Source organism: Mesorhizobium sp. M7D.F.Ca.US.005.01.1.1 (assembly GCF_003952545.1).
GTDB classification, from domain to species: Bacteria; Pseudomonadota; Alphaproteobacteria; order Rhizobiales; family Rhizobiaceae; genus Mesorhizobium; species Mesorhizobium loti.
On record NZ_CP034453.1, the window covers coordinates 1627018 to 1651197 of the forward strand.

The 24180-nt window shown below is 64.1% G+C and carries 22 protein-coding genes and 1 pseudogene; 10 read left to right on the plus strand and 13 right to left on the minus strand.

Annotated elements, in window-relative coordinates; all coding sequences use genetic code 11:
• The first annotated feature begins 14 nt into the window (after window positions 1–14).
• Entirely contained in the window at window positions 15–647 is a 633-nt protein-coding gene (locus EJ076_RS07820) for a class I SAM-dependent methyltransferase (RefSeq protein ID WP_164548567.1), read from the plus strand.
• On the opposite strand, the gene EJ076_RS07825 is transcribed toward EJ076_RS07820, so the two are convergent.
• The gene (locus EJ076_RS07825; RefSeq protein WP_126067502.1) at window positions 644–3085 is read right to left on the minus strand and encodes an FAD-dependent oxidoreductase; all 2442 of its coding nucleotides are present in this window, start codon (window positions 3083–3085) and stop codon (window positions 644–646) included. The genes EJ076_RS07820 and EJ076_RS07825 overlap by 4 nt on opposite strands.
• On the minus strand, window positions 3082–3969 hold the full coding sequence (locus tag EJ076_RS07830; protein ID WP_109666734.1) for a phosphotransferase family protein: 888 nt from the start codon (window positions 3967–3969) through the stop codon (window positions 3082–3084). The genes EJ076_RS07825 and EJ076_RS07830 overlap by 4 nt, the downstream gene beginning before the upstream one ends.
• A 411-nt stretch (window positions 3970–4380) precedes the next feature.
• Here EJ076_RS07830 and EJ076_RS07835 point away from each other — a divergent pair, with 411 nt between their 5' ends.
• Window positions 4381–5157, plus strand: a complete 777-nt coding sequence (locus tag EJ076_RS07835; protein WP_126067503.1) for a DeoR/GlpR family DNA-binding transcription regulator — start codon at window positions 4381–4383, stop codon at window positions 5155–5157.
• Here the strand turns inward: EJ076_RS07835 and EJ076_RS07840 are convergent.
• Genes EJ076_RS07840 through EJ076_RS07855 form a run of 4 tightly spaced genes read right to left on the minus strand, consistent with a single transcriptional unit; the run spans window position 5154 to window position 8549 of the window.
• Window positions 5154–6053 (minus strand): NAD(P)/FAD-dependent oxidoreductase, encoded by a 900-nt coding sequence (locus EJ076_RS07840; RefSeq protein ID WP_126067504.1) that lies wholly within the window; start codon window positions 6051–6053, stop codon window positions 5154–5156. The genes EJ076_RS07835 and EJ076_RS07840 overlap by 4 nt on opposite strands.
• Window positions 6043–6492, minus strand: a complete 450-nt coding sequence (locus EJ076_RS07845; RefSeq protein ID WP_126067505.1) for an Rrf2 family transcriptional regulator — start codon at window positions 6490–6492, stop codon at window positions 6043–6045. Before EJ076_RS07845 ends, EJ076_RS07840 begins: the two co-directional genes overlap by 11 nt.
• Window positions 6493–6501: 9 nt before the next feature.
• Window positions 6502–7878 (minus strand): HAMP domain-containing sensor histidine kinase, encoded by a 1377-nt coding sequence (locus EJ076_RS07850; RefSeq protein ID WP_126067506.1) that lies wholly within the window; start codon window positions 7876–7878, stop codon window positions 6502–6504.
• Window positions 7875–8549 (minus strand): response regulator transcription factor, encoded by a 675-nt coding sequence (locus EJ076_RS07855; RefSeq protein ID WP_126067507.1) that lies wholly within the window; start codon window positions 8547–8549, stop codon window positions 7875–7877. The genes EJ076_RS07850 and EJ076_RS07855 overlap by 4 nt, the downstream gene beginning before the upstream one ends.
• A 202-nt stretch (window positions 8550–8751) precedes the next feature.
• Between EJ076_RS07855 and EJ076_RS07860 the strand changes: the two genes are divergently transcribed.
• From EJ076_RS07860 to EJ076_RS07895, 8 genes and pseudogenes are all read left to right on the plus strand, one after another.
• A complete protein-coding gene (locus EJ076_RS07860; RefSeq protein WP_126070984.1) occupies window positions 8752–9351 on the plus strand; it encodes a methyltransferase domain-containing protein in 600 nt (199 codons plus the stop codon).
• On the plus strand, window positions 9348–9965 hold the full coding sequence (locus EJ076_RS07865) for a DedA family protein (protein WP_164548568.1): 618 nt from the start codon (window positions 9348–9350) through the stop codon (window positions 9963–9965). The genes EJ076_RS07860 and EJ076_RS07865 overlap by 4 nt, the downstream gene beginning before the upstream one ends.
• 82 nt (window positions 9966–10047) lie before the next feature.
• Window positions 10048–10959, plus strand: coding sequence for a LysR substrate-binding domain-containing protein (locus EJ076_RS07870; protein ID WP_056588166.1), 912 nt, complete (start codon window positions 10048–10050; stop codon window positions 10957–10959).
• Between the two features lie 220 nt (window positions 10960–11179).
• Window positions 11180–12334 (plus strand): ABC transporter substrate-binding protein, encoded by a 1155-nt coding sequence (locus EJ076_RS07875; protein WP_126067509.1) that lies wholly within the window; start codon window positions 11180–11182, stop codon window positions 12332–12334.
• A gap of 213 nt (window positions 12335–12547) precedes the next feature.
• Window positions 12548–13546: an ABC transporter ATP-binding protein gene (locus EJ076_RS07880; protein WP_126067510.1), complete on the plus strand. Its 999-nt coding sequence runs from the start codon at window positions 12548–12550 to the stop codon at window positions 13544–13546.
• A 14-nt stretch (window positions 13547–13560) separates the two neighbouring features.
• Window positions 13561–14511: an ABC transporter permease gene (locus EJ076_RS07885; RefSeq protein WP_196815398.1), complete on the plus strand. Its 951-nt coding sequence runs from the start codon at window positions 13561–13563 to the stop codon at window positions 14509–14511.
• The gene (locus EJ076_RS07890) at window positions 14501–15316 is read left to right on the plus strand and encodes an ABC transporter permease (RefSeq protein ID WP_126067511.1); all 816 of its coding nucleotides are present in this window, start codon (window positions 14501–14503) and stop codon (window positions 15314–15316) included. The genes EJ076_RS07885 and EJ076_RS07890 overlap by 11 nt, the downstream gene beginning before the upstream one ends.
• A 29-nt stretch (window positions 15317–15345) precedes the next feature.
• Window positions 15346–16772 (plus strand): annotated as a pseudogene (locus EJ076_RS07895) (gamma-aminobutyraldehyde dehydrogenase).
• 143 nt (window positions 16773–16915) lie between these two features.
• On the opposite strand, the gene EJ076_RS07900 reads toward EJ076_RS07895, so the two are convergent.
• The 7 genes from EJ076_RS07900 to fdhF form a co-directional block, all read right to left on the minus strand.
• Window positions 16916–17230, minus strand: coding sequence for a hypothetical protein (locus tag EJ076_RS07900; RefSeq protein ID WP_109666126.1), 315 nt, complete (start codon window positions 17228–17230; stop codon window positions 16916–16918).
• A 196-nt stretch (window positions 17231–17426) separates the two neighbouring features.
• Entirely contained in the window at window positions 17427–17789 is a 363-nt protein-coding gene (locus tag EJ076_RS07905) for a nuclear transport factor 2 family protein (protein ID WP_109666739.1), read from the minus strand.
• 81 nt (window positions 17790–17870) lie between these two features.
• Window positions 17871–18350: a carboxymuconolactone decarboxylase family protein gene (locus EJ076_RS07910; protein ID WP_126067512.1), complete on the minus strand. Its 480-nt coding sequence runs from the start codon at window positions 18348–18350 to the stop codon at window positions 17871–17873.
• 108 nt (window positions 18351–18458) lie between these two features.
• The gene (locus tag EJ076_RS07915) at window positions 18459–20012 is read right to left on the minus strand and encodes an alpha/beta fold hydrolase (RefSeq protein WP_126067513.1); all 1554 of its coding nucleotides are present in this window, start codon (window positions 20010–20012) and stop codon (window positions 18459–18461) included.
• Between the two features lie 111 nt (window positions 20013–20123).
• Window positions 20124–20435, minus strand: coding sequence for a formate dehydrogenase subunit delta (locus EJ076_RS07920; RefSeq protein WP_126067514.1), 312 nt, complete (start codon window positions 20433–20435; stop codon window positions 20124–20126).
• On the minus strand, window positions 20425–21255 hold the full coding sequence (fdhD, locus tag EJ076_RS07925; protein ID WP_126067515.1) for a formate dehydrogenase accessory sulfurtransferase FdhD: 831 nt from the start codon (window positions 21253–21255) through the stop codon (window positions 20425–20427). The genes EJ076_RS07920 and fdhD overlap by 11 nt, the downstream gene beginning before the upstream one ends.
• A 2-nt stretch (window positions 21256–21257) precedes the next feature.
• Window positions 21258–24170, minus strand: a complete 2913-nt coding sequence (fdhF, locus tag EJ076_RS07930) for a formate dehydrogenase subunit alpha (protein ID WP_126067516.1) — start codon at window positions 24168–24170, stop codon at window positions 21258–21260.
• Window positions 24171–24180: the final 10 nt, after the last annotated feature.

Consider the following 24180-nt stretch of genomic DNA (forward strand, 5'->3'; position numbering starts at 1 on the left):
CGGATAGGATAAAAGTGGCGGACAGCAAACATCAGGGCGCACTCGCCGAGGCCTACGCGGCGAAGCGGCCGGAGGAAGTCGCCGCACTCTACGACCGCTGGTCGCAAACCTATGATGCCGACATGTCGGCCGCCGGCTATCGCCATCCAACGATCTGCCTCGCGTTGCTGGCGCGCCATTTGCCGCGCGGTGCCGCACCGCTGCTCGATGCGGGAGCTGGCACCGGGCTGATCGGCGAATGGTTGAACATTGCCGGCTACCCCCAGGTCGAGGCACTCGACATTTCGGAAGGCATGCTGGCCCAGGCCGCACGCAAGGGCGTCTATTCGGCGCTTCATTGCCTGGCGCTGGGCGGACAACTGCCATTCCCGGACGACGCCTATGCCGGGATCATCTCGGCTGGTGTCTTCACCTCCGGCCATGTCGGCGTCGAGGGGCTGGACGAACTGATCCGCATTTGCCGGCCGGGCGGAGTGATCGTGCTGACGGTCAAGAACACACTGTGGGAAGTGGGCTTTGCCGCGCGCATCGCCGAGCTCGAGGCGCAAGGCCTCGTCACCCGTGTTGAGGAAACGCGTCCTTACGTCTCGATGCCGGGCGAGGCCGACACCGTGCCCAGCCGCGGTCTCGCGCTGCGCGTGAACTAGGCTTTCACTCTCTCCGCTGCCGGATCGTACATCGGCTCGAGATGGATCTTGGCCGGCGTCCGCTCCATTGCGACCACCAGTTCATAGTCGCCCGAGGCGAGAAAATCGTCGCTCACCCCATCGGCGTTGCGCACATAGCCGTAGCCGATGTTCATGCCCAGCGTGTAGCCATAGCCGCCGCTGGTGAGATAACCGACCGGCTCGCCATCGCGCAGGATCGTCTCGCGGCCGAGCAGCACGATCTCCGGATAATCGACCGTGAAGCCGGCAAAGCGCTTCTTCAACGCCGTGCCGCTGGCCGTCTCAAGCGCGCGCCGTCCGATGAAATCCGTGTTCTTGCGCAGCTTGACCGCCCAGCCGAGCCCGGCTTCCTGCGGCGTGTCGTTGGGCGTGATGTCGGAGCCCCAGGCGCGATAGCCCTTTTCCAGCCGCAGCGATTCCAAGGCACGATAGCCGACCGGGCGGATGTCGTGCTTTTTGCCTGCCGCCATAAGCGCGTCGAAGACTTCGCCGGTGGCCGCGATCGGCACATGCAGTTCCCAGCCGAGCTCGCCGACATAGGTGACGCGCAGCGCCCGAATGGTGTGGCCGGCGATGGCAATCTCACGCACGTGGCCGAATGGGAATGCGGCGTTCGACACGTCCGTGTCGGTCACTGCCGCAAGCACATCGCGTGCCCGAGGACCCATCAGCGACAGCGTGCCGAAGTCTTCGGTGACATCGACAAGCGTGGCCTTGAGCCCTTCGCCGATATGGTCGCCGATCCACGAGGAATCATGCGTGCGGAAGCCTGTGCCGGTGACGATGTAGAACGTCTCTTCGGCCAGCCGCGCCACTGTCAGATCAGCCTCGATGCCGCCGCGTGTGTTGAGAAGCTGGGTGTAGGTCAGTCGGCCGACCGGCCTGCTGACGTCGTTGGCGCAGATCCAGTCCAGCGCCTTCAGCGCGTCGGGCCCGCTCAGCTCGTATTTGGCGAAGGACGATTGATCGAAGATGCCGACCTTTTCGCGCACATGGCGGTGTTCGTCGCCGACCGCCGCGAACCAGTTCTGCCGCCCCATCGAATAGATGTCCTGCGGCTCGACGCCTTGCGGTGCGAACCAGTTCGGCCGCTCCCATCCGAGCTTCGAGCCGAACACGGCATTTTGCTGCTTCAGCCTGTCGTAGAGCGGCGAGACGATGCGGGGTCGCCCGCTGGCATACTCCTCATGCGGGAAGCCGATCGTATAGTGCTTGCCATAGGCCTCCAGCGTGCGATCGCAGACCCACTGCCGGTCGCGGTGCAGGTTGGAAAAGCGCCTGATGTCCACCACCCACAGGTCAAGCGGCGCCTCGCCATCGACCACCCATTGCGCCAGCACCCATCCGGCACCGCCGCCCGAAGCGATGCCGAAGGCGTTGAAGCCGGCGCCGACGAACATGTTGGTGCATTCGGGCGCTGTGCCGAGAATGAAATTGCCGTCCGGCGTAAAACTCTCCGGCCCGTTGATCATCTGTTTGACGCCGACGGTTTCCAGCGCCGGCACACGCGCGATCGCTTGCATCATATGTTGTTCGAAATGGTCGTAATCGTCGTCGAACAGCCGGAACTCCCAATCGTTGGGGACGTCCCCGGTCGTCCAGGCCTGCGGGTTCGGCTCATAGCCGCCCATCACCAGCCCGCCGACCTCCTCCTTGAAATAGGTGCGCCGGTCCGGGTCGCGGATGGTCGGCGCGTCGGTCGCCAGTCCGTCGATCTTCTCGGTGATGATGTACTGGTGCTTCACCGGTTGCAGCGGCACGTTGATGCCGGCCATTGCCCCCACTTGCCGCGCCCATTGTCCGGCGCAGTTGACCACCTTGTCACAGGCGATGTCGCCCTTGTTGGTCTTCACCACCGTGATGCGGCCGTCTTTCATCTCGAAGCCGGTGACGCGGACATCCTCGAACAGCTTGGCGCCATGCATGCGCGCGCCCTTGGCCAATGACTGCGTGATATCGGAGGGGCTCGCCTGACCATCGGTCGGCAGCCAGGAGGCGCCGACGAGATCGCCGGTTTCCATGAGCGGCCACATGGCCTTGACTTCCGCCGGTGACAGCAATTGCATGTCCATGCCGAAGCTTTTCGCTGTCGTCGCCAGCCTTTTGTACTCGGTCCAGCGGTCGGCATTGGTGGCGAGCCTGAGGCACCCGGTCATCTTCCAGCCGGTGGCAAGGCCGGTCTCGGCCTCCAGCCCCTTGTAGAGGTCGACGGAGTACTTCAGCACGCGGGTGATCGAAGCTGACGAGCGCAGCTGGCCGACAAGGCCGGCGGCATGCCAGGTCGAGCCCGAGGTCAGCTTGCCCTGCTCCAGCAGCACCACGTCGGCCTTGTGGTCGCGTGCCAGATGATAGGCCGTCGAACAGCCGATAATGCCGCCGCCGATGACGACGATGGCGGCCTGGCTCGGCAATGTCATGATTTCTGTATCCCATACTTCGTTCTGTAGTTTTCCAGCGCGCCTTCGAGCCGCGTCAGGTTTTCCTCGGTGTAGGCGACGTAGTCGATGCCGGGCGCGTCGAGATAGAGCTCGGACACCATGCTCCACATGGCCTCGCGCAGCAGCGAAGCGCATTGCATGGCCGCGTGCGAACGGCGGATCGCTTCGTCCGGTTCCTTCATGAAATAGGCGGTCAGGAAGGCGAAGGATTCCTCGTCGCTCATGCCGGCGTTGGAGGCCACGCCGGCGAGGTCGAACATCGCCGTGTTGAAGCCGGCATATTCGAAGTCGATCAGCCACAACCTGTTGCCGTCGTCGAGAATGTTGGCCGGCAAAAGATCATTGTGGCCAAAAACGATCGGCAGCAGTTTCTGCGCGCGCTCCAGTTCGTCGGCCAGCGTCAGCAGGCGCGGCAAGTCGCTGCGCTTGCGGCTGCCACCTTCTTCAAGCGTGCGCGCATAGTCGCGAATGACGTGGAACACCCAGAACATGAAGCCGGCGCCCGAGATGTGATTGGGCATCTCCCGGTGGAAGCCGCGCATCAGGGCCGCGACGCGGCCGAGATTGGCCCGCACGTCCTCGGCGAGATAGGTCTTGGCGCCGAGAAACTCCGTCACCAAGATGCCCGGTTCGGCATGGCGGACGGCTGGCGCGAAACCGGCGGCATGCGCCGCCCGCGCCGTCATCACCTCGCGCTCGCGAAAGACATGGTGGAACGGATAGTCCTTGCCGAAGCGCACGACATGTTTGCCCGCCGCGTCCGTGACGACATAATTGGCATTGCTCAGGCCGCCCGGCAGCGGCGCAATCTCAATGCTGCCGGTCCAGCAAGGCAGGGCGCGGATGCGGTCTTCGGCAATCACGGAATCATTCCTGGTTTGCTGGGCTTCGACAAGGCGCCACGGACAGCGCGACGGCAGCAGGGAGAAACACAAAAAATCTCGTCGGTGCGGGATGCCAGGATCGGTATCCCGCACCGCACCGACGAGCCCCTTGGCTAGGTTTTGAACCCCGCCATCCGCCCCCGCGGATCTGAAAATTCCTTGCACCAGACACGTTGCAGGCTGCCTGGTCAGTGAGTTGCGGCTCTGCCATCACCCTCCCGTCGCAGCTCCGAAACCCCTGTTGAGATTTGGATTTCACGCCAAGGTTGCCTTGCTGTCAATAAAAAGGTGTGACTTTTTTTGGGTATTTTGCCCGAAAGCGCAGGCATTTCCTTTAAAAGCACTTGAATTACCTTAGAATCGGTCAAAAGGCTAAGTCGGGGAAACCAAATGACCCATTCGAAACGGCATGGCGAGATCCTGCGGCTGCTGCAGGAAGAGGGCACCGTCACCATTGCCAGTCTGGCCGACCGGCTGGGCGTGTCGCTCGAGACCGTGCGCCGCGACGTCAAGCCGCTCACCGGTGACGGTTCCGTCCTTAAGATGCATGGCGCCATCGGCCTGCCGTCGATGATTGGCGAAGCGCCGTTCGAGCGGCGGATGCGCGAGAACGCCGACGCCAAGCGCGTCATTGCCCGCATGGTCGCCGCCACCATCCGCGACGGGGAATCGATCATGCTCGACACCGGCACGACGACTTCGTTCCTTGCCCGCGAACTGCTTGGCCACCGGCGCCTGACGGTCGTCACCAACTCGTCGGACATCGCCCGCACGCTGGCCACCATCAACGGCAACAAGGTCTACATGGCTGGCGGCGAACTGCGCAGCGATTCCGGCGCTGCCTTCGGCGCCTCGGCCATCGACTTCGTCAGCCGCTTCTCGGTCAGCCACGCCATCATTTCCACCGGCGCCATCGATGCGGTGATGGGCGTCATGGACTATGATCTGGAAGAGGCCGAGTTCGCCCGCATGGTGCTGTCGCGCGGCCAGCGTTCGCTCGTCATCACCGATCACTCGAAGTTCGGCCGCCTTGGTCTGGTCCAGGTCTGCGGCTTCGACAGCTTTTCCGAACTCGCCAGCGACCGCTCGCCGCCGCGCGACATAGCTGCCGCCCTGACGCAGGCCGGCGCGCGGCTCAGCATCGCTGGCGAGGAAGCCGGGTTTTAGCCGAAGACCAGCGACTGGTGGGCGCACACGCCCGCAAAGGTACCAGCGGATACCGCAAAGGCGATGTTGTGCATCGAGCGTGCCGCGTCGCCGGCGGCGTAGACGCCGGGCACGGTCGTCTGTTGCCTGTCATCGACTGATATCACCGGACCGAGAAGGCCTTCGGTGAAGCCGCAGCCGAGCTGTTCGGCCAGCGGGCTAGCCATGGTGTTGCGCGGTGCCGTGAACATCGCCCTGACGCCGGCCTTTCTGCCGTCGCCGAGGTGGACGCTCAAACCGCCCGAGCCGTCTTCCCGCAACTCGGCAACGCTGGTGGGCTCAAACCGCACCTTTCGGCTCTCCAGGGCACGCATCTGCTCGGAGTCGGGTTCGAACAGGCCGTTGCCGAACAAAGTGACATCGCCCCAGTCGGCAATCAGCTGTGCCTGATGCAGGGACATCGGACCGGTCGCGAGCACGCCGAGCGGCCCGCCGGAGACCTCATAGCCGTGGCAATAGGGGCAGTGCAGCACGCTCTTTCCCCAGAACTCGGCTAGCCCGGGAACCTCCGGCAAGATATCGCGCACCCCGGTGGCCAAAACCAGCCGTGCGGCGCCGAATGTCTCGCCGCCATCGATGGCGATTTCGAAATCGCTGCTGCCGGCGGCAACGGCCTTGTCCGCGCGCCCGTCGACAACCCTTGCTGTCGGATAGGCCAGCAGCTGCCGCCTTGCGTCACCCAGGATTGCGCCGGGCGGGCGCCCGTCCTGTCCGAGGAAGCCGTGCGAATGCTCGGCAAAGCGGTTGCGCGGCTGGCCGGCGTCGATCACCAGCACCTTGCGTCCTGCCCGCGCCATCTGGATGGCGGCGGACAGGCCGGCAAAGCTGCCGCCGACGACGGCAAGATCATACTGCATGGCTGGAGACTCCAATGAGATCAAAACGGCGGCGGAAATCGGCGGTCAGGTCGGCCAGCGTGATGCGGTTGAGCTTTTCCGCCAGCAGCCTTTCGGCCGCGACGCGAAAATCGTCGAGCACGGCGATCACCGCTTGCTCGACGAGGCAGCCGGGGCTTTCCGGCTCGGTGCTGAACGGCAGCAGCGTCTCGCCAAGGGCGACGCTGATCTCGGCCAGGGATATATTTTCGGGCGCCCGCCCGAGCAGCCAGCCGCCGCCGTGCCCGCGCGACGAGGTGACGATGCCGGCATCGCGCAAGCCTGCGATGGTGCGGCGGACCACCACTGGATTGGTGTGGATGAAGGTGGCAAGCTGCTCGGAGGTCAGCGCCTGTTCGGGCTTCTCGGCCATGTGGACGAGAATGTGCAGGGTCGAGGACAGTCTGCTGTTGCGTTTCATGTAACTTAATTAGTTACGATTCGCATCGATGTCAAACGCGCGAAAACTCATCCTGAAGCAGGCGCCATTCGGCTTGCCGTCGAGGATCTCGATACGCCCGCCATGCAATTGCATGATCTCCTGCACCAGGTTGAGGCCGAGCCCGGCGCCGTGATCCTGCGGGCGCAGCCGGTAGAACGGTTCGAACACGCGTTCCCGCTCGCTCAGTGGCACGCCGCCGCCTTCGTCACGCACCTCGATGACGGCGGGAGCTGCAATGCTGACGGTGATCTTGCCCGAGCGGCCGCCATGTTCGATGGCGTTCTGGACGAGATTGGTCACAGCGCGTTCGATCGCGGTGCGGTCACCGGAGGCGAAAACTGTTTCTCTTTCGGGTTCGAACGACATTTCGTATCCGGCCGAAAACGCCATCGGCGCGAGGTCGACAATGACGCTGCGCGCAATCGCCACAAGGTCGACCTTTTCAAAAGCCGCGGCCTGCCGGTCGAGACGCTGCAGGTCGAGCAGCTGGTCGGTCAGCGTCGAAAGCCGCGCCGCGTCCTGCAGCAGCCGCGCCCGTTCCGGTGTCGCCGGTAGCGAGGCGAGGCGTGTATTGAGGATGGCGACCGGTGTTCGCAGTTCATGCGCCGCGTCGGTCAGGAAACGCTTGTGGCGCTCATAGCCCTTGTCGAGGCGCGATAACGCCGCATTCACCGCCTTCACCAGCGGTGTCACCTCCAAGGGCACGTCCTTCAGCGGCAGCTGCACGCCGCGCTGGTCGACGTCGATGCGCCCGGCCTCGGCCGCCGCATGGCCAAGACCCGAAAGCGCGCCGCGCACCACCCAGGGCGTCGCGAACAGCGTGGCCAGCGCCATCAGCCCGGCGAGCGGCAATATCCCTTGCAGGAAAAATTGCGGCGCCTGCCCGAGCAGGCGCATGAGCGAAAGCCCGCCCTTGGTGCCGCTGAAGATCTGGACGTTGCCGGCTGCCGTATCGGTCCAGCGTATCTTTCCTCCAGGTGGCGCGGCTTGCCCGAGCGTCGGGTCGATACGGGCATCGCTGATGGTGTCCAGCAGTCCGACAAAGGGCTGGAAGACGGTCGGTACGGTTCCCTCCTGCAGCCGCTGCCCTTGCTTGTCGCGAATGATGAACCAGAGGTCCGGAACTCCAGATCGCAGCTTCGCCATATCCGGCGTCTCGTTGAGGGCCAGCTTGCCGCCGGCATCGCGTGCCACCGCATCCGCCAGCACGTCCATCGTGCCGTCCTCATAGTCGTGCGGAATGAGACCCGTGGCCAGCATGGCGCCGAGAATGCCGACGATGATCAGTGTCAGCATCGCGCATTGCAGCAACGCGATGCGCATCACCAGGCTCCATTTCAGCGAACGCGGGCGCTTGATCGTCATGTCGTCTCGCGCAGGAGATAGCCGACGCCGCGAATGCCGTTGATCGTCACGCCGCCGTCGGCGTCGGCGAGCTTGCGGCGCAGGCGCGAGACGTGGGTGTCGAGCGCGTTGGACTGAATCTCGTCGTCGAGGCCGAACACCGCTTCCATCAGCGCTTCGCGCTGCACCATGCGGCCGGTCCGCCGCATCAGCGTTTCCAGCACCAGGAGTTCGCGGCGCGGCAGGCTGAGCGGCTCGCCACGGATCGACACCTCGCGATGCCCGACATCGAGCACCAGATGGCCGGCGCGGATGAATTGCGACTGCATCGGCACAGGGCGCCTGAGCAGCGCGCGCAACCGGGCCAGCAATTCCTCGAAGGCGAACGGCTTCGCCAGATAATCGTCCGCACCCATGTTCAGCCCATCGACCTTGTCCGACGTGTCGCCCTTTGCCGTCAGCATCAGCACGGGCGTGGTGTTCTTCGCTGCGCGCAGTCTGGGAACCAGCGACAGCCCGTCGCCATCCGGCAATTGGCGGTCGAGCAGGATGGCGTCGTAGCTGTCGGCGGCAACGAAGCCCTCCGCTTCGAGCAGCGAGCCGGCGTGGTCGACCACCATGTCGTGGCGCTTCAGCGCGGCACGCAAGGCCGAGACCATTTCAGGCTCGTCTTCGACCAGCAAGATACGCATCCACCATCCTCTTACAAAGATCACTGCTGCGGGCGCTACAGCGCCAATATTGCGCAAGCATGGCGAGGTTGAAACCTGGCGGCGGACAGAGCCTTCTTTCGCAAAGCCCGGAATTTCGCAATGTCTATGCAATTCAGCCGCGGCAAACAGCGCCCATCGAATGCCGGCGAGCGATTCGCTGGCATCAGAATCGAGGTTGGATATGCCTGCAAGTGATGCTTTGTCCTTTCTCCTGGCATGGGTCGCTGCGCCGCTGCGCGTTGCGTCTGTCACACCGTCCAGCGCCAGCCTGGCGGCGCTAATGACGCGCGACATTGGCCCCGACACCGGTCCCGTGCTTGAGCTTGGCCCCGGCACCGGACCGTTCACTCGAGCGCTGCTGGCGCGTGGTGTCAAGGAAGAGGATTTGACGCTGATCGAGTTCGGTGCCGATTTTGCCGCCTTGCTCAAACGACGCTTTCCGAAGGCCCGCACGTTCGAAATGGATGCGACGGGCCTGCGCCACCTACGGCCTTTCGAGGACCCGGTCGTCGGCGCCGCGGTTAGCGGCCTGCCCTTCTTGTCGATGCCGCCGCGCAAGACCCAGGCTATTCTCGAAGGCGTCTTTGCCAATCTTCGGCCCGGCGGCGCGCTGTATCAGTTCACCTATGGCAGGCGCTGCCCGATCAACCAATCCCTGCTTGACAGGCTGGATTTGGAAGCCACGCGGGTCGGCCATACCCTTCGCAATCTTCCGCCTGCTACCGTCTATCGTATCGCCAGCATCAAGGCTGCCGAGAGCTACGACTGGCGCTTCGCGTGACGGGGCCGCTGGCCGCCATTCTCGGCTTCGGTCTGTTCGGCGTCTTCTGCCTCGCCTTCACCGAAAAGATCCTGCCAATCCCGCCGTCGCATGCGATGCTGCTGTTCCTCGGTATGACGGCGGCGCCTGATGGTTCGACGCTGGCGATCCTGCTGCTGGTGACGACGCTTGCCTCCACCTGCGGCTGCCTTGTCTGGTATGCGGTCGGCCGCCGGATCGGGCCTGATCGTGCCGACTGGCTGGTCGAGCGTTTCGGCAGATACGTCTTCCTGCGCCACGCAACCTACCGCAGGCTCGGCCAGGCCTATCGGCGCTATCACGTCCGGATCTCCCTGCTGGCGCAGTTCATCCCGACGGTGCGCAATTACCTGCCGATCGCGGCCGGCGCGCTCTGTCTGCCGGCCTTGCCCTTCGCAGCCGCGACGCTGCTCGGCGCCACGCTCTGGAACGCGGGCTTTCTCACCACCGGCTATCTGCTGCGCGGCAGCGGCCGGGATTCCTTCACGGTGGGTCTGCGCATCATTGTCATCGTCGTGGCACTGGAGACGGCATTCATGCTTGCGCTGCGCTATGGCCCCGCATGCCGGCGGCGCATCAAGTTGGCGCTCGGTTGACTACGCAGCGCCGGATCTCCGGTCACGGGATAAGCTCTGCCGTCGGCTTTCCTTCGCTCGGCTGCCGGTGTTTAGTCCGGCCATGGCTTTCACCATCCGTCAGCTGCAGTTCTTCATCGCCGTTGCCGAGCAAGGCACGGTCTCGGGCGCAGCACAAAACCTCTCGATCTCGCAATCGTCGGTCACCGAAGCGATCAAGGAGCTCGAAAGCGATCTCGGCGTCGAACTGTTCGAACGCCATCCGCGCGGCCTGAACATCACCCACAAGGGTCACCAGTTCCTGCGCCACGCCACCAAGATACTCGCCGACGTTTCCGACGCGCGCCGCTCTTTCTCCGGCGAGCAGGCGGTGGCGGGCGGTCGGCTGCAGCTCGGCGTCACCTCGCTGGTCGCCGGTTATGTGCTGTCGGATCTGCTCGCCCGCTACCGCCGCGCCTATCCCGGCGTCGAGGTCTCGGCCATCGAGGACAATGGCGACTACCTCGAGCATCTCTTGATCGGCGGCAAGCTCGACATTGCCGTCATGGTCACCTCCAATTTGCGCGACCGCACCGCGTTGCAGTCGGAAATCCTCGAAGTCTCGGCCTACCGGCTGTGGCTGCCGCTCGGCCATCCGCTTGCCAGCGCCGACATCATCAGCATCGGCGACATTGCCTCCGAAACGCTGATCATGCTGACCGTCGACGAGATCGAGGAAAACACCGGCAAGCTGCTGACGGCGATCGGCGCCAAGCCGCATGTCGCCTTCCGCACCCGTTCCGTGGAAGCCGTGCGCAGTCTCGTCGCCACCGGCGCCGGCGTGGCGCTGCTGCCCGACCTCGTCTACCGGCCCTGGTCGCTGGAAGGCGACCGCATCGAATCGCGCGATATTTCGGGCTCCTTGCCGGTGGTCCAGGTCGGCATGGTCTGGCGGCGTGGCTCCGGCTTGCCGCAGGCGGCGCGCGATTTCATCGGCCTTGCGCAATCGCAGCGAACGGTCCGTCAGCGTCCCTGAGGCATCGGCTGCCGACCTATCGGAAAAACCGATATCGCCTTTCTGATAAATGAATTTGCGAAACCGGAATTTTCAAAGCACCTTCGGTCCAGGGACCAAAGCCTCCATCAGAGCGGCATCAAGCCCAACGGACGAACTGACAGTTTTCAGTCCGCGCGTGACCCCTAGCGAAGACCGGAAGCGGCTTTTCGGGGTCAGGCGCCTAAATGGGAGATCGACAATGAATTCATTCCTGAAGTCATGCACTGCACTGACGGTTGCGCTGACCTTTTCCGGTCAGGCCGTCGCCCAGGTCAAGGAACTTGGCAAGGGCGAAGGCCAGGTCAACATCGTTGCCTGGCCGGGCTACATCGAGCGCGGCGAAACCGACAAGGGCTATGACTGGGTGACCTCCTTTGAGAAGGAGACCGGCTGCAAGGTCAACGTCAAGACGGCCAACACGTCAGACGAGATGGTCTCGCTGATGAATGAGGGCGGCTTCGACCTCGTCACCGCTTCGGGCGATGCCTCGCTGCGCCTCGTTGCCGGCAAGCGCGTGCAGCCGATCAACACCGATCTCATCCCGAGCTGGAAGACGGTCGACGAGCGCCTCAAGGACGCGCCGTGGTTCACCGTCGGCGGCGCCCACTACGGCGTTCCCTACCAGTGGGGCCCCAACGTCCTGATGTACAACACCGACGTGTTCAAGGAGGCCCCCAAGAGCTGGAATATCGTCTTCGAGGAAATGAAGCTGCCGGACGGCAAGTCCAACAAGGGCCGCGTCCAGGCCTATGACGGGCCGATCCACATTGCCGACGCCGCCAACTATCTGATGTTCCACAAGCCGGAACTCGGCATCAAGGATCCCTACGAACTGAACGAGGACCAGTACAAGGCGGCGCTCGGCCTGCTGCGCGTCCAGCGCACGCTGGTCGGCCGCTACTGGCATGACGCCGCCATCCAGGTCGACGATTTCCAGAACGAAGGCGTCGTCGCTTCCGGCTCGTGGCCGTATCAGGTCAACACGCTGGTCGCCGCCAAGAAGCCGATCGCGTCCACCATCCCGGAGGAGGGCGCGACCGGTTGGGCCGACACTACCATGATGGAAGCCGATTCGGCCAATCCCAACTGCGCCTATATGTGGATGGAGCATTCGCTGTCGCCCAAGGTGCAGGGCGATGTCTCGGCCTGGTTCGGTTCGCTGCCGGTCGTCCCCGCCGCCTGCAAGGGCAATGAGCTTTTGACCGACGAGGGCTGCAAGACCAACGGTTACGAGAATTTCGACAAGATCAAGTTCTGGAAGACGCCGGTGTCGAAATGCACCACCCAGAACGATCAGTGCGTGCCCTATTACCGCTGGGTGTCTGACTATATCGGTGTCATCGGCGGGCGGTAATTCCGCTTCGCTGAGAGCATAGCGCTGTCCCTCACCTCACCTCTCCCGTGAAGAACGGGGAGAGGGGCGTCAGCGCTGGAGCGCTTCCCTTCTCCCCGTCACTATACGGGGAGAAGGTGCTGGCAGGCGGATGATGGGCAGCGCAAACGCCCGAGCTAGAAGAACGCTGCACTGCAGCCCGAATTGATTTTGCCTGACAGATCAGGACAGCCCATGACCTCCGCCGTCTCTTTCCAGAAAGCCTCGCGCCATTTCGGCAGCGTGCGAGCCGTCGACGCGGTCGATCTCGACATCGCGCCGGGCGAATTCTTCGCCATGCTCGGGCCGTCCGGTTCCGGCAAGACCACCTGCCTGCGCCTCATCGCCGGCTTCGAGCAGCCGACATCGGGCTCGATCTCGATCTTTGGCGAACGCGCCGAGGGCGTTCCGCCCTATCGCCGCAACGTCAACACCGTGTTCCAGGACTATGCGCTGTTCCCGCATCTGAACGTGCTCGACAACGTCGCCTACGGGCTGATGGTCAAGGGCGTCGGCAAGGCTGAACGGCACAAGGCAGCGGAAGAGGCGCTGTCACTGGTGCGGTTGCCCGGCTATGGCGCCCGCCGCCCCGGCCAGCTTTCCGGCGGCCAGCGCCAGCGCGTGGCACTCGCCCGTGCGCTGGTGAACCAGCCAAAGGTGCTGTTGCTCGACGAGCCGCTCGGCGCGCTCGACCTCAAATTGCGTGAGAACATGCAGGAGGAGCTGAAGTCGCTGCAGAAGGCGCTTGGCATCACCTTCGTCTTCGTCACCCACGACCAGGGCGAAGCGCTGTCGATGGCCGACCGCGTCGCCGTCTTCAACGACGGCAAGATCATGCAGATCGGCACGCCGGAGGATATCTACCAGCGGCCGAGGACCCGCTTCGTTGCCGATTTCGTCGGCTCCTCCAACGTGCTGCCGCCGGATTTCGTCCAGCGCTATTCCGGCCAGCATCGCTGGGGGAGTCTCCGCCCTGAATCCATTCGCGTCGGCCGCGCGGCCAGTGGCGAAGGCGTATCCGCCCGCCTCGTCTCGACCAATTATCTCGGTGCCACGACAAAGCTGGCGCTCGATGCCGACGGGCTGCGGCTGCACGCCATCGTGCCGGCCGGCACGGCCTTGCCCGGGGAAGGCGAGGCGGTCGTGCTCACCTTCAACCGCGAGCACCTGCATCTGATGGAAGAACCGGCATGAGCCTCGACGCCGCCATGGTGCGTGCAACGGCGCCCGCCATCCTGCCGGGCAGCGGCGGTCTGCGCGGCGCGCTGTCGGACCTTTTCTGGCGCAAGCCGAAGGTCCTGCTGCTGCTCATGCTGCTGCCGCCCGTGCTTTGGCTCGGCATCGTCTATATCGGCTCGCTGTTTGCGCTGCTGGCGCAGAGCTTTTTCTCCATCGACGAGTTTTCCGGCCTCATCAACCGTGAGTTCACGCTCAAGACCTATGGCGACCTGTTCCAGGCCGCCAATCTCGACATCATCTTGCGCACGGTGACGATGGCGGCTCTGGTCACGCTGGCCTCGGCCGTCATCGCTTTCCCCATCGCCTACTACGCGGCGCGTTATGCGCGCGGCCGCTGGAAGGCGCTGTTCTACCTCGGCATCATGCTGCCGCTGTGGTCGAGCTATCTGGTCAAGATCTACGCCTGGAAGCTGATCCTGGCCAAGGAGGGCATCCTCACCTGGCTGCTCGCCAAGCTGCATCTTTTGTGGGTGCTCGACGCATGGCTGTCGCTGCCGATCGTCGGCGGTAACTCGCTGTCGGTGTCGTTTACCGGCACCTTCATCGTCTTCGTCTATGTCTGGTTGCCGTTCATGATCCTGCCGGTGCAGGCGGCGCTCGAGCGCGTGCCGGGCAATCTGGTCGAGGCCTCGTCCGATCTCGGCGCTTCGCCCGGCCAGACCTTTCGCAACGTGCTGTTCCCGCTGGCGCTACCGGGTATCGTCGCCGGTTCGATCTTCACCTTCTCGCTGACGCTCGGCGACTACATCATCCCGCAGATCATCGGTACTTCGCGGCTGTTCATCGGCCAGGCTGTCTATTCGCAGCAAGGCACCGCCGGCAACATCCCGCTCGCCGCCGCGTTCACCGTGGTGCCGATCGTCATCATGGGCTTCTACCTCTGGGGTGCCAAGCGCATGGGAGCCTTCGATGCGCTCTGATGGTTCCCAGTCGGCCCCGCTCGGCCTGAAGATCGCCGCCGCCTGCGGCCTGCTGTTCCTGCATCTGCCGATCCTGCTGATCTTCGTCTATGCCTTCACCACCGAGGAAAAAAGCTTCGTCTGGCCGCCGCCCGGCCTGACGACGCAGTGGTTCGCCGTCACCTGGAACCGGCCGGATGTCTGGCAGGCGCTATCGCTGTCGGTCAGGGTCGCGGCCATCTCGACGGCGATTGCGCTCGTCCTCGGTACGCTTTGTTCGGCGGCGGTGTCGCGGACCAAATTCTTCGGCCGCGAAACCATCTCGCTGCTGGTCATCCTGCCGATCGCGCTGCCCGGCATCATCACCGGCATCGCGCTGCGCTCGGCCTTTGCGCTGGCCGATATCCCGTTCTCGTTCTGGACGATCGTGCTTGGCCACGCCACCTTCTGCGTGGTGGTCGTCTACAACAACGCCGTCGCCCGCTTCCGCCGCACCTCCGGCTCGATGATCGAGGCGTCGATGGATCTCGGCGCCGACGGTTTTCAGACCTTCCGCCATGTCGTGCTGCCCAACATCGCGACGGCGCTGCTTGCCGGCGGCATGCTGGCCTTCGCGCTGTCGTTCGACGAGGTCATCGTCACAACCTTCACGGCCGGCCAGCAGCAGACGCTGCCGATCTGGATGCTGGAAGAGCTGATCCGTCCGCGCCAGCGCCCGGTCACCAATGTCGTGGCCATGGTCGTGGTGCTGGTGACGCTGCTGCCGATCCTTGCCGCCTATTACCTCACCCGCGACGGCGACCAGATCGCCGGTTCGGGCAAATAGATCAAAGAGTTCACAAGGGAGAGATGTCCATGGACACCCAGATGCTGATCGGCTCGAAATTCGAGAAGGGCACCGAGACCGAGGAACCGATCCTCAATCCAAAGACCGGGGCGACCATCCTCAACCTGCCCGAGGCCAGCCAGGTACAGATCGAGGCGGCGGTCACTGCCGCCGAAAAAGCGTTCGTCACGTGGTCGCGCACCACGCCGGCACAGCGCTCCGGCTATTTGCTGAAGATCGCCGACCGCATCGAGGCCGCGGCACAAGAGTTCGCCACGCTCGAGGCGCTCAACTGCGGCAAGCCGATCAACGCCGTGCTCAATGACGAGATCCCGGCCATCGTCGACTGCTACCGCTTCTTCGCTGGCGCCGTCCGTTCGATGCCGGGCGTCGTCGCAGGCGAATACATTCCCGGCCACCCTCGATGGTGCGCCGCGACGCCATCGGCATCGTCGCCTCCATCGCGCCGTGGAACTACCCGCTGATGATGATGGCCTGGAAGCTGGCGCCGGCCATCGCCGGCGGCAACACTGTCGTCTTCAAACCGTCTGAGCAGACACCGCTGACGGCGCTGAAGCTTGCCAGGATCCTTGCCGAAATCCTGCCCGAGGGCGTGGTCAATGTCGTGCTCGGCCGCGGCGACAGCGTTGGCAACACGCTGATCAACCATCCCAAGATCAACATGATCTCGATCACCGGCGATGTCGCCACCGGCAAGAAGGTGCTGCAGGCGGCCGCCAAGTCGGTCAAGCGCACGCATCTCGAGCTCGGCGGCAAGGCGCCGGTCATCGTCTTCGACGATGCCGATCTCAGCGCCGTGGTCAACGGCCTGCGCGCCTTCGGCTATTACAATGCCGGCCAGGACTGCACCGCCGCCTGCCGCATCTACGCCGGCAAGAAGATCTACGACAAGCTCGTCGCCGATCTGTCGTCGGCCGTCTCGACCATCAAGTACAACCGTCCCGACGACACCGAAAACGACATCGGCCCGCTGATTTCGCGCCGCCAGCGCGACCGCGTGTCGAGCTTCGTCGAGCGCGCCTCGGAACTAAAACACATCGAGATCACCACCGGCGGCAAGCCGGGCGAGGGCTCCGGCTTCTACTACCAGCCGACCGTCGTCGCCGGCGCGCTGCAGGAAGACGAGATCGTGCGCCGCGAAGTGTTCGGGCCGGTCGTCTCGGTCACCCGTTTTTCCGAGGTCGACGAGGCTGTGAACTGGGCCAACGACAGCGATTACGGCCTGGCGTCATCTGTGTGGACCAAGGACGTTTCGCGCGCCATGGCGACGGCCGCCCGCCTGCAATATGGCTGCACCTGGATCAACACGCATTTCATGCTGACCAACGAGATGCCGCATGGCGGGTTGAAGCAGTCCGGCTACGGCAAGGACATGTCGCTCTACGCGCTGGAAGACTACACCGCCGTCCGGCATGTGATGGTGGCGCACAGTTAGCGCCTTCCCTTCTCCCCGGTTTACGGGGAGAAGGTGGCCCGAAGGGCCGGATGAGGGGCAGCCGTCCCTGGCAAAGCCGGCTCAGCCCCTCATCTGCCTGCCGGCATCTCCTCCCCGTGAAACGGGGAGAAGAACGCAGACCACTACTCGACGATGCGATAGATGTTCCACAGGCTGGTGCCAGACACGACAAAGGGCTCCATTTCCTTGCCCCATTTGGCATGCGCGTCGATCTTGCCGATCTTGGCGAAGAACGCCTCCAACTGGGCCAGGCTTTCGACCTGGTGATGCGATTCGACCGTCGCCTCCCGCGCGCCGATCGAACCGGTCATGATCTGGAATTCCAACTCGTCGATGCCGACCTGCGAGCCGATCTCGCGTTCCCATTTCTTCAACAGGTCGAGCACGGTCTGCTTGTGCCCGAACTTGGCGTCGATCTGCCATCTGGCGCTGAACATTGTCTTCTCCTCCAGGGTTGCGGCCGGAGCATGATCCCGAAAAGTGGAATCCGGTTTTCGGAACAGATCATGCTCCAGCACTGAAACGGAGCATGATCCCGAAAAGTGGAATCCGGTTTTCGGAACAGATCATGCTCCAGCACTAAAAACAGAGTCCCATCCCTTACAATCGGGATGGACAGGCCCCGCGGTTGACCTACTCGTCCCAGGCCTGCACGACGGTCTGCCGTGCGATCCGCCCGTTCTTCAGCTCCAGCATCGCCGCGGCGAACACCTTGGTGCCGTCCGGATAGGCGCAGGCCTGGGTGAAGGCGAGGCTGTCGCCGTCGGCGATGGTGGTGTCGACCTTGTGGGTCATCGCGCGGCTGCAGATGTCGTCCCAGAATGTGCTGATCGCCGCGCGTCCGCGGATCTCGCGCGGCTTGCTCGGCGGGTTGTTGCGGTCGATCACTCGCACCAGCGCGTCGTCGGCATAGAAGCTTGACAGCATCTTGCCGTCACGGCCTTCGATAGCCTTCTTGATCGCCGCGCCATCCACTGTTTGGGTCTTGGTCAGCATTTCATCCTCCATTGGCCCGTCTTCCGACCGGGCGGTTGATGGTCGAAGTGCTGCCCGGCGCTCATCGCCGGGCAGTCGTTTTTACTGCGACTTCGCCTTGACGGCCGCGAACACGTCGTCGGTCTGCTTCTTGAAGGTCTTCAGATCGACCTGGCTGCCGTTGAGCATCGTCGACCAGTGGCGCACGATCGCGGCCATCGCCACTGCCTCCTTGATCTCCTCGTCGCTGGCGCCATTGAGCTTGGCCGCCTCGGTGTGGAAATAGATGCAGTACTGGCATGGGATCTGCGCCGCGACGGCGAGGCCCAACAGTTCCTTGGTCTTGCCGTCAAGCGCGGTCTTTGGATTGAGCTGCACGCCCTTGATCTCGGCCCAGGCGCCGGCGACGGCAACATCCGGCAGCGTCTTGAACATGTCCGGCACCGAGCCGAGCGTCGCCTCGATGTCCTTGTAGGCAGCCGCCGCAGACGCGTCCTCGGCCTTTGCGGGAGTGATGGCGAACAACGCTCCCACGCCTGCCGCCATCACCAGCGATTTGAGTGTCAGATTTGACTTCAGCATTTCCTCCTCCGTTCACAGCGCCTTTCCCGGCGACATCCGCCTGGCCTGCATGGGAGAATTGATAGCGCTTGCGTACCCTGGCCGCTTCGCCCGAAAGCGCCATGGCTCTCATGGCCCGTCCGGGCCAGTGTGCCTGGCCGAGAAAGCCGCCGCCGCCGCCCGCGACGGCAGGTCCAACTTGAGCAATATGTTGGCGACATGGCGCTTGACAGTGTGTTCGCTCAGCCTCAATTCGGCGGCAATCGCGGCATTGCTCTTACCGTCGGCAACGAGGCTAACCACCTCGCTTTCGCGCGCCGTCAATGCAGCCGGCTCGGTCGCCTTGGGCTTGGGCCGGCAGGCGGGTTCCAGATGCTGCTCGGACATCGCCAGGACCAGCGCCAGAGGCTCGTCCAGTTCGTCGATGCTGATACGGCCGGCATCGGCGAAATGAAGCCCTGAGCCGGCCGCAAGGTCTGCGACCAGCCGCGACGCCAGGATGTCGCCGCGCCCGGCATGCGCAGCGAGTTGCATCGTCACGCGACCTGTCATTCCTGCTGGCGGTCCCCGCAACTCGATCTCGCCAACATGCGCCCCCTGTGCGCTCGCCACGCCGATTTCCTGCGCCGCCTCGCGCAGCGCCGCCGCGCAGCGCAAAGCACGCCCTGGTCCGTCGAAACGCGAAATCATCACTTCGCCATGTGTATCCACGCAACGCCCGCCATGGCGTCCGACCAGCTGCCGCCAGGTTTCCTGGAAGCGCTGGCCGCGTTCGCTCCACATGCGGTCGCCAAGCCGCGCCGTGTCGTAGATGCGTGTCACCAAAAGTGCCGCCAGCACGCGCTCCGCTTCCGCCACGGCGCGCTCGCCGGTCAGGAATTCCTCGATCAGGTCGGCCACCCGGTCGACATCGCCGGTCCAGATCGGGTGGTCGCGTCCGGGGATCTCGATCAGTCGCGAATTGGGGATCTTCCGGACCAGGAAGCGGCTGGCGTCAGGATCGACCCGCACATCATTGCGGCGATGGATCAGCAGCGTTGGCGCGCTGATTGCAGCCAGCACGCCACGCACGTCGATTTCCGCGTTCATGCGCGCCAGTGCCGCCGCAGCGGTCGGGCTCGCCGACAAGCGCTCGAAGCGCGCCCACCACTGGGTGAAATGTGCGTCGTCGACCCGGCCCGGCGCGAAGTTGGGCAAGGTAGCACCCGTGCCCCATGACGTTTCCGCCGTCTCGATGAAGGCGTCGAGGCGTTCGGGCGACATCACCCATTTGTGGAAATGCGCATAGCCGCCATAGAGCGCCAGCGCCCGCGTCCGCTCCGGATAGGTGGCGGCGAACAGCATCGCCATCGGAGCGCCTTCCGAAGCGCCGAGCAGTGCCGCACGGCCGCTGCCGGCGGCGTCCATCACTGCACGCACATCGTCCATCCGGGTTTCGAGACTGGGCAGGTGGTGGGCGTCGACGCGGTCGGAAAGACCGGTACCGCGCTTGTCGAACAGGATCAGCCGCGAGAATGCCGAGAGCCGCTTCAGCAGCCTGGTATAGCCTTCGTCTTCCCAGTGTAGGTCGAGATTGGAAATGAAACCCGGCACGAAGACAAGATCGAACGACCCCTGGCCGACCACCTGATAGGCGATCCGCACATCGCCGCTATGGGCGTATCGGGTCTCGATCGGCCTCACGAGGTTTCCGCCCGGCCTGACGATTTCTGATCGTCGACCATAGCAGAACAGCGCCGATTGCGGCAGCTTAAACTTTAGCGGTATCGAATATAGGTCGGCGCGGTTTGGCGGCTATTTTTGCGAGGCGGCGACGTCGGCAGGGGAGGGCTTGAGTCCGAGTTTGAGGTCGGCCTCAGCCGGCGTGATCGGCCGTCTGATCCTGGCGGAGGCGGCCACCACCAACTCGTTGAAGTTCTCGGTGCCGTCATCCAGCATCTCGAACAGCTGCCGCCGCATCCTCGGTTCCCAGAACTTGTTGATGTGCTCGGCCACGCCGGTAATGCCTTCCTCGCGCGGCTTGGAATGGAAGAAATCAGCGATCTGGTTTGCCATGCGCACCAGCTTCTCGCCGGTGCTCATGATGTGTTCTTCGTCATGAGACATGCTTGGCAACTCCGCAAACCACCCGGTCGGGGTGGGTGAAAATATCAAAATCGTCGCCGCGCACCAGCGCCACCAGCGTCATGCCAGCCTCTTGCGCCGTTCGGATGGCAAGTGCGGTCGGCGCCGAGACGGCGATGATGAAGGCCGAGCCGATAGAAGCCGTCTTCTGCACCATCTCGACCGAAACCCTGGATGTCACCACGACAGCACCGGATGCGCCATCGATGCCGGCTTTTGCCAGCGCACCGGCCAGCTTATCGAGCGCATTGTGACGGCCGACATCTTCGCGCGCCATGACGATCCCCTTGCCAGGCACATAGAAGCCGGCGGCGTGGACGGCTCCGGTCTCGGTGTGCAGCGGCTGCACCTTGGAGAGGAGCTTGACCGAGCGGACGATGTTGTCGGCATCAAGCGTAAGTCTTGACGCACCAACCGCATCGACCGAGCGCATCGCTTCCTCGATCGATTCAATGCCGCAGAGCCCACAGCCGACCGGGCCGGCCAGTCGTCTACGCCGTGCTTCAAAGCGCGTGTTGGCCCGGTCCTTCAGCCGGATCTGGATGTCGATGCCGGCGCCATGATCTTCGACCTCGATGGCTTCGATCTCCTCCGGCGTAGCAATGATGCCCTCGGTCAGCGAGAAGCCAAGCGCGAAATCCTCGAAATCGGCCGGGCTTGCCATCATCACCGCATGCGTGGTGCCGGCAAAGGAGAACGCCACCGGCGTCTCTTCCGGCACCATGCGGTCGGCAGCCGTCGTCCCGCCCGCGCGGCGCGCCAGCCGCGATACCTGCGTCGTGGCTTTGCGGCGCGCGCTCAAGACTACTCCGCCGCTTCCAGCTTCGCGATACGACGGCTGTTGCGTGCCTGCTCGTCATAGTCGCGCTGCCATTCCGACGGCCCGTTGGAGGCGCCGACCTGCACCGCCGTCACCTTGTATTCCGGACAATTGGTCGCCCAGTCGGAGAAGTCGGTGGTGATCACGTTGGCCTGCGTGTCCGGATGGTGGAACGTCGTGTAGACCACGCCGGGCGACACCCGGTCGGTGATCAGCGCGCGCAGCGTCGTCTCGCCCGAGCGGCTGGTCAGCCGGACCCAGTCGCCGTCGCGCAAGCCCCGGTTCTCGGCATCGTGCGGATGGATCTCCAGCCGGTCCTCCGAGTGCCACATGCTGTTGTCGGTGCGCCTTGTCTGCGCGCCGACATTGTACTGGCTGAGGATGCGGCCGGTGGTGAGCAGCAGCGGGAAGCGCGGCCCCGTCCTTTCGTCGGTCGCCACATATTCGGTGCGGATGAACTTGCCCTTGCCGCGCACGAACCCATCGATGTGCATGATCGGGGTGCCGAGCGGCGCCTTCTCGTTGCAGGGCCATTGCACGGATCCGACACGGTCGAGCAACTCGAAGGAGACGCCAGCGAAGCTCGGCGTCGTCATCGCGATCTCGTCCATGATCTCAGAGGGGTGCTGGTAGTTCCAGTCCAGCCCGATCGCGCGGGCAAGCTCCTGCGTCGCCTCCCAATCGGCGTAGCGCGCCTTCGGCTCCAGGACCTTGCGCACCATGTTGATGCGGCGCTCGGCGTTGGTGAAGGTGCCGTCCTTTTCCAGGAACGTCGAGCCCGGCAGGAAGACATGCGCGTAGTTTGCCGTCTCGTTGAGGAAGAGGTCGTGCACGACGACGCATTCCATCGCGGCAAGGCCGGCGGCGACATGCTTGGTGTCGGGATCCGACTGCAGAATGTCCTCGCCCTGGATGTAGATGCCCTTGAAGCTGCCGTCGACGGCGGCGTCCAGCATGTTGGGGATGCGCAGGCCGGGTTCGTCGTCCAGCTTCACACCCCACAAGGTCTCATAGATGTCGCGCACGGCTTCGCCGGAGATGTGGCGATAGCCCGGCAGTTCATGCGGGAAGGAGCCCATGTCGCACGAGCCCTGCACATTGTTCTGGCCGCGCAGCGGGTTCACGCCGACGCCGGGCCGGCCGATATTGCCGGTGGCCATGGCGAGATTGGCGATCGCCATCACCGTGGTCGAGCCCTGGCTGTGTTCCGTCACGCCCAGGCCGTAATAGATCGCGCCGTTGCCGCCGGTGGCGTAGAGGCGGGCCGCGCCGCGGATCAGCTCGGGATCGACGCCGGACAATTTGCCGACAGTTTCCGGGCTGTTCTCAGGCAAGGCGACGAACGATGCCCAATCCTGGAACTCCGTCCAGTCGCAGCGCTCACGGATGAAGGCCTCGTTGAAAAGACCTTCGGTGACGATCACATGCGCCAGCGCCGTCAGCACAGCCACATTGGTGCCGGGCTTCAGCGGCAGGTGATAATCCGCTTCAACATGTGCCGACTTGACCATCTCGGTGCGACGCGGATCGAGCACGATCAGCTTGGCGCCCTGGCGCAGCCGCTTCTTCAGCCGCGAGGCGAACACAGGGTGGGCCGAAGCGGGATTGGCACCGATGATGACGGCGACGTCGGTGAAGTCGACGGAATCGAAATCCTGCGTACCGGCAGAGGTGCCATAGGTCTGGCCGAGCCCGTAGCCCGTCGGCGAGTGGCAGACGCGCGCACAGGTGTCGACATTGTTGTTGCGGAAGCCCTGCCGCACCATCTTCTGGACGAGGTAGGTTTCCTCATTGGTGCAGCGCGACGAGGTGATGCCGCCGATCGCGGTGCGTCCGTACTGGTACTGGATACGGCGGAATTCCTTGGCCGTGTGGGCGATAGCCTCTTCCCAGGTCACCTCGCGCCAGGGATCGGTGACTTTTTCCCGGATCATCGGCGACAGGATGCGGTCCTTGTGGGTGGCGTAGCCATAGGCGAAACGGCCCTTCACGCAGGAATGGCCATGGTTCGCCTTGCCCTCCTTGTAGGGCATCATGCGAATGACCTCGTCACCCTTCACTTCGGCCTTGAACGAGCAGCCGACACCGCAATAAGCGCAGGTAGTGACGGCCGAACGCTCCGGCAGGCCCTTGGCAAGCACTGTTTTCTCGCGCAGCGCATCGGTCGGACAGGCCTGTACGCAGGCGCCGCAGGACACGCATTCCGAATCGATGAACGCCTCGTGCATTCCCGCCGAAACCCGGGATTCGAAACCACGTCCCTCGATGGTCAGCGCGAAGGTGCCCTGAACCTCTTCGCAGGCTCTCACGCAGCGCGAGCAGACGATGCATTGCGATGCATCATAGGTGAAATAGGGGTTGGATTCGTCGCGGGCGATGTAATCGACCGCCAGCGAGCCATGGCCGGGCGCCACGCCACCTTCCGGCTTGACGTGGTTGCGGCCCTCAATGCCGTAGCGGTTTTCGGTCAAGCCGATCGACTTCGCCACCGCATCGAACTCGCTGGCCCCGGTTCCGGCCTGTTCGTTCCAGCCGGTCGGATGGTCGGAGACGTAGAGTTCCATGACGCCGCGGCGAATGGCGTCGAGCCGCTCGGTCTGCGTGCGCACGATCATGCCTTCGCCGACAGGCGTCGTGCAGGACGCCGGCGTGCCGCCGCGCCCTTCGATCTCGACAAGGCAGACACGGCACGAACCGAAGGAGTCCAGCATGTCGGTGGCGCAAAGCTTCGGGATTTCGACCCCGCCTTCCATCGCGGCGCGCATGATCGAGGTGCCTTCCGGCACGGTGATGCTGCGCCCGTCGACGTTCAGCGTGACCTGCTTCTGCGCCTTCGATTGCGGGGTTCCGTAGTCGATCTCTTCGACGAGGGATGGGAAGTCGGCCTTGATGTTCATCTGCCAGCTC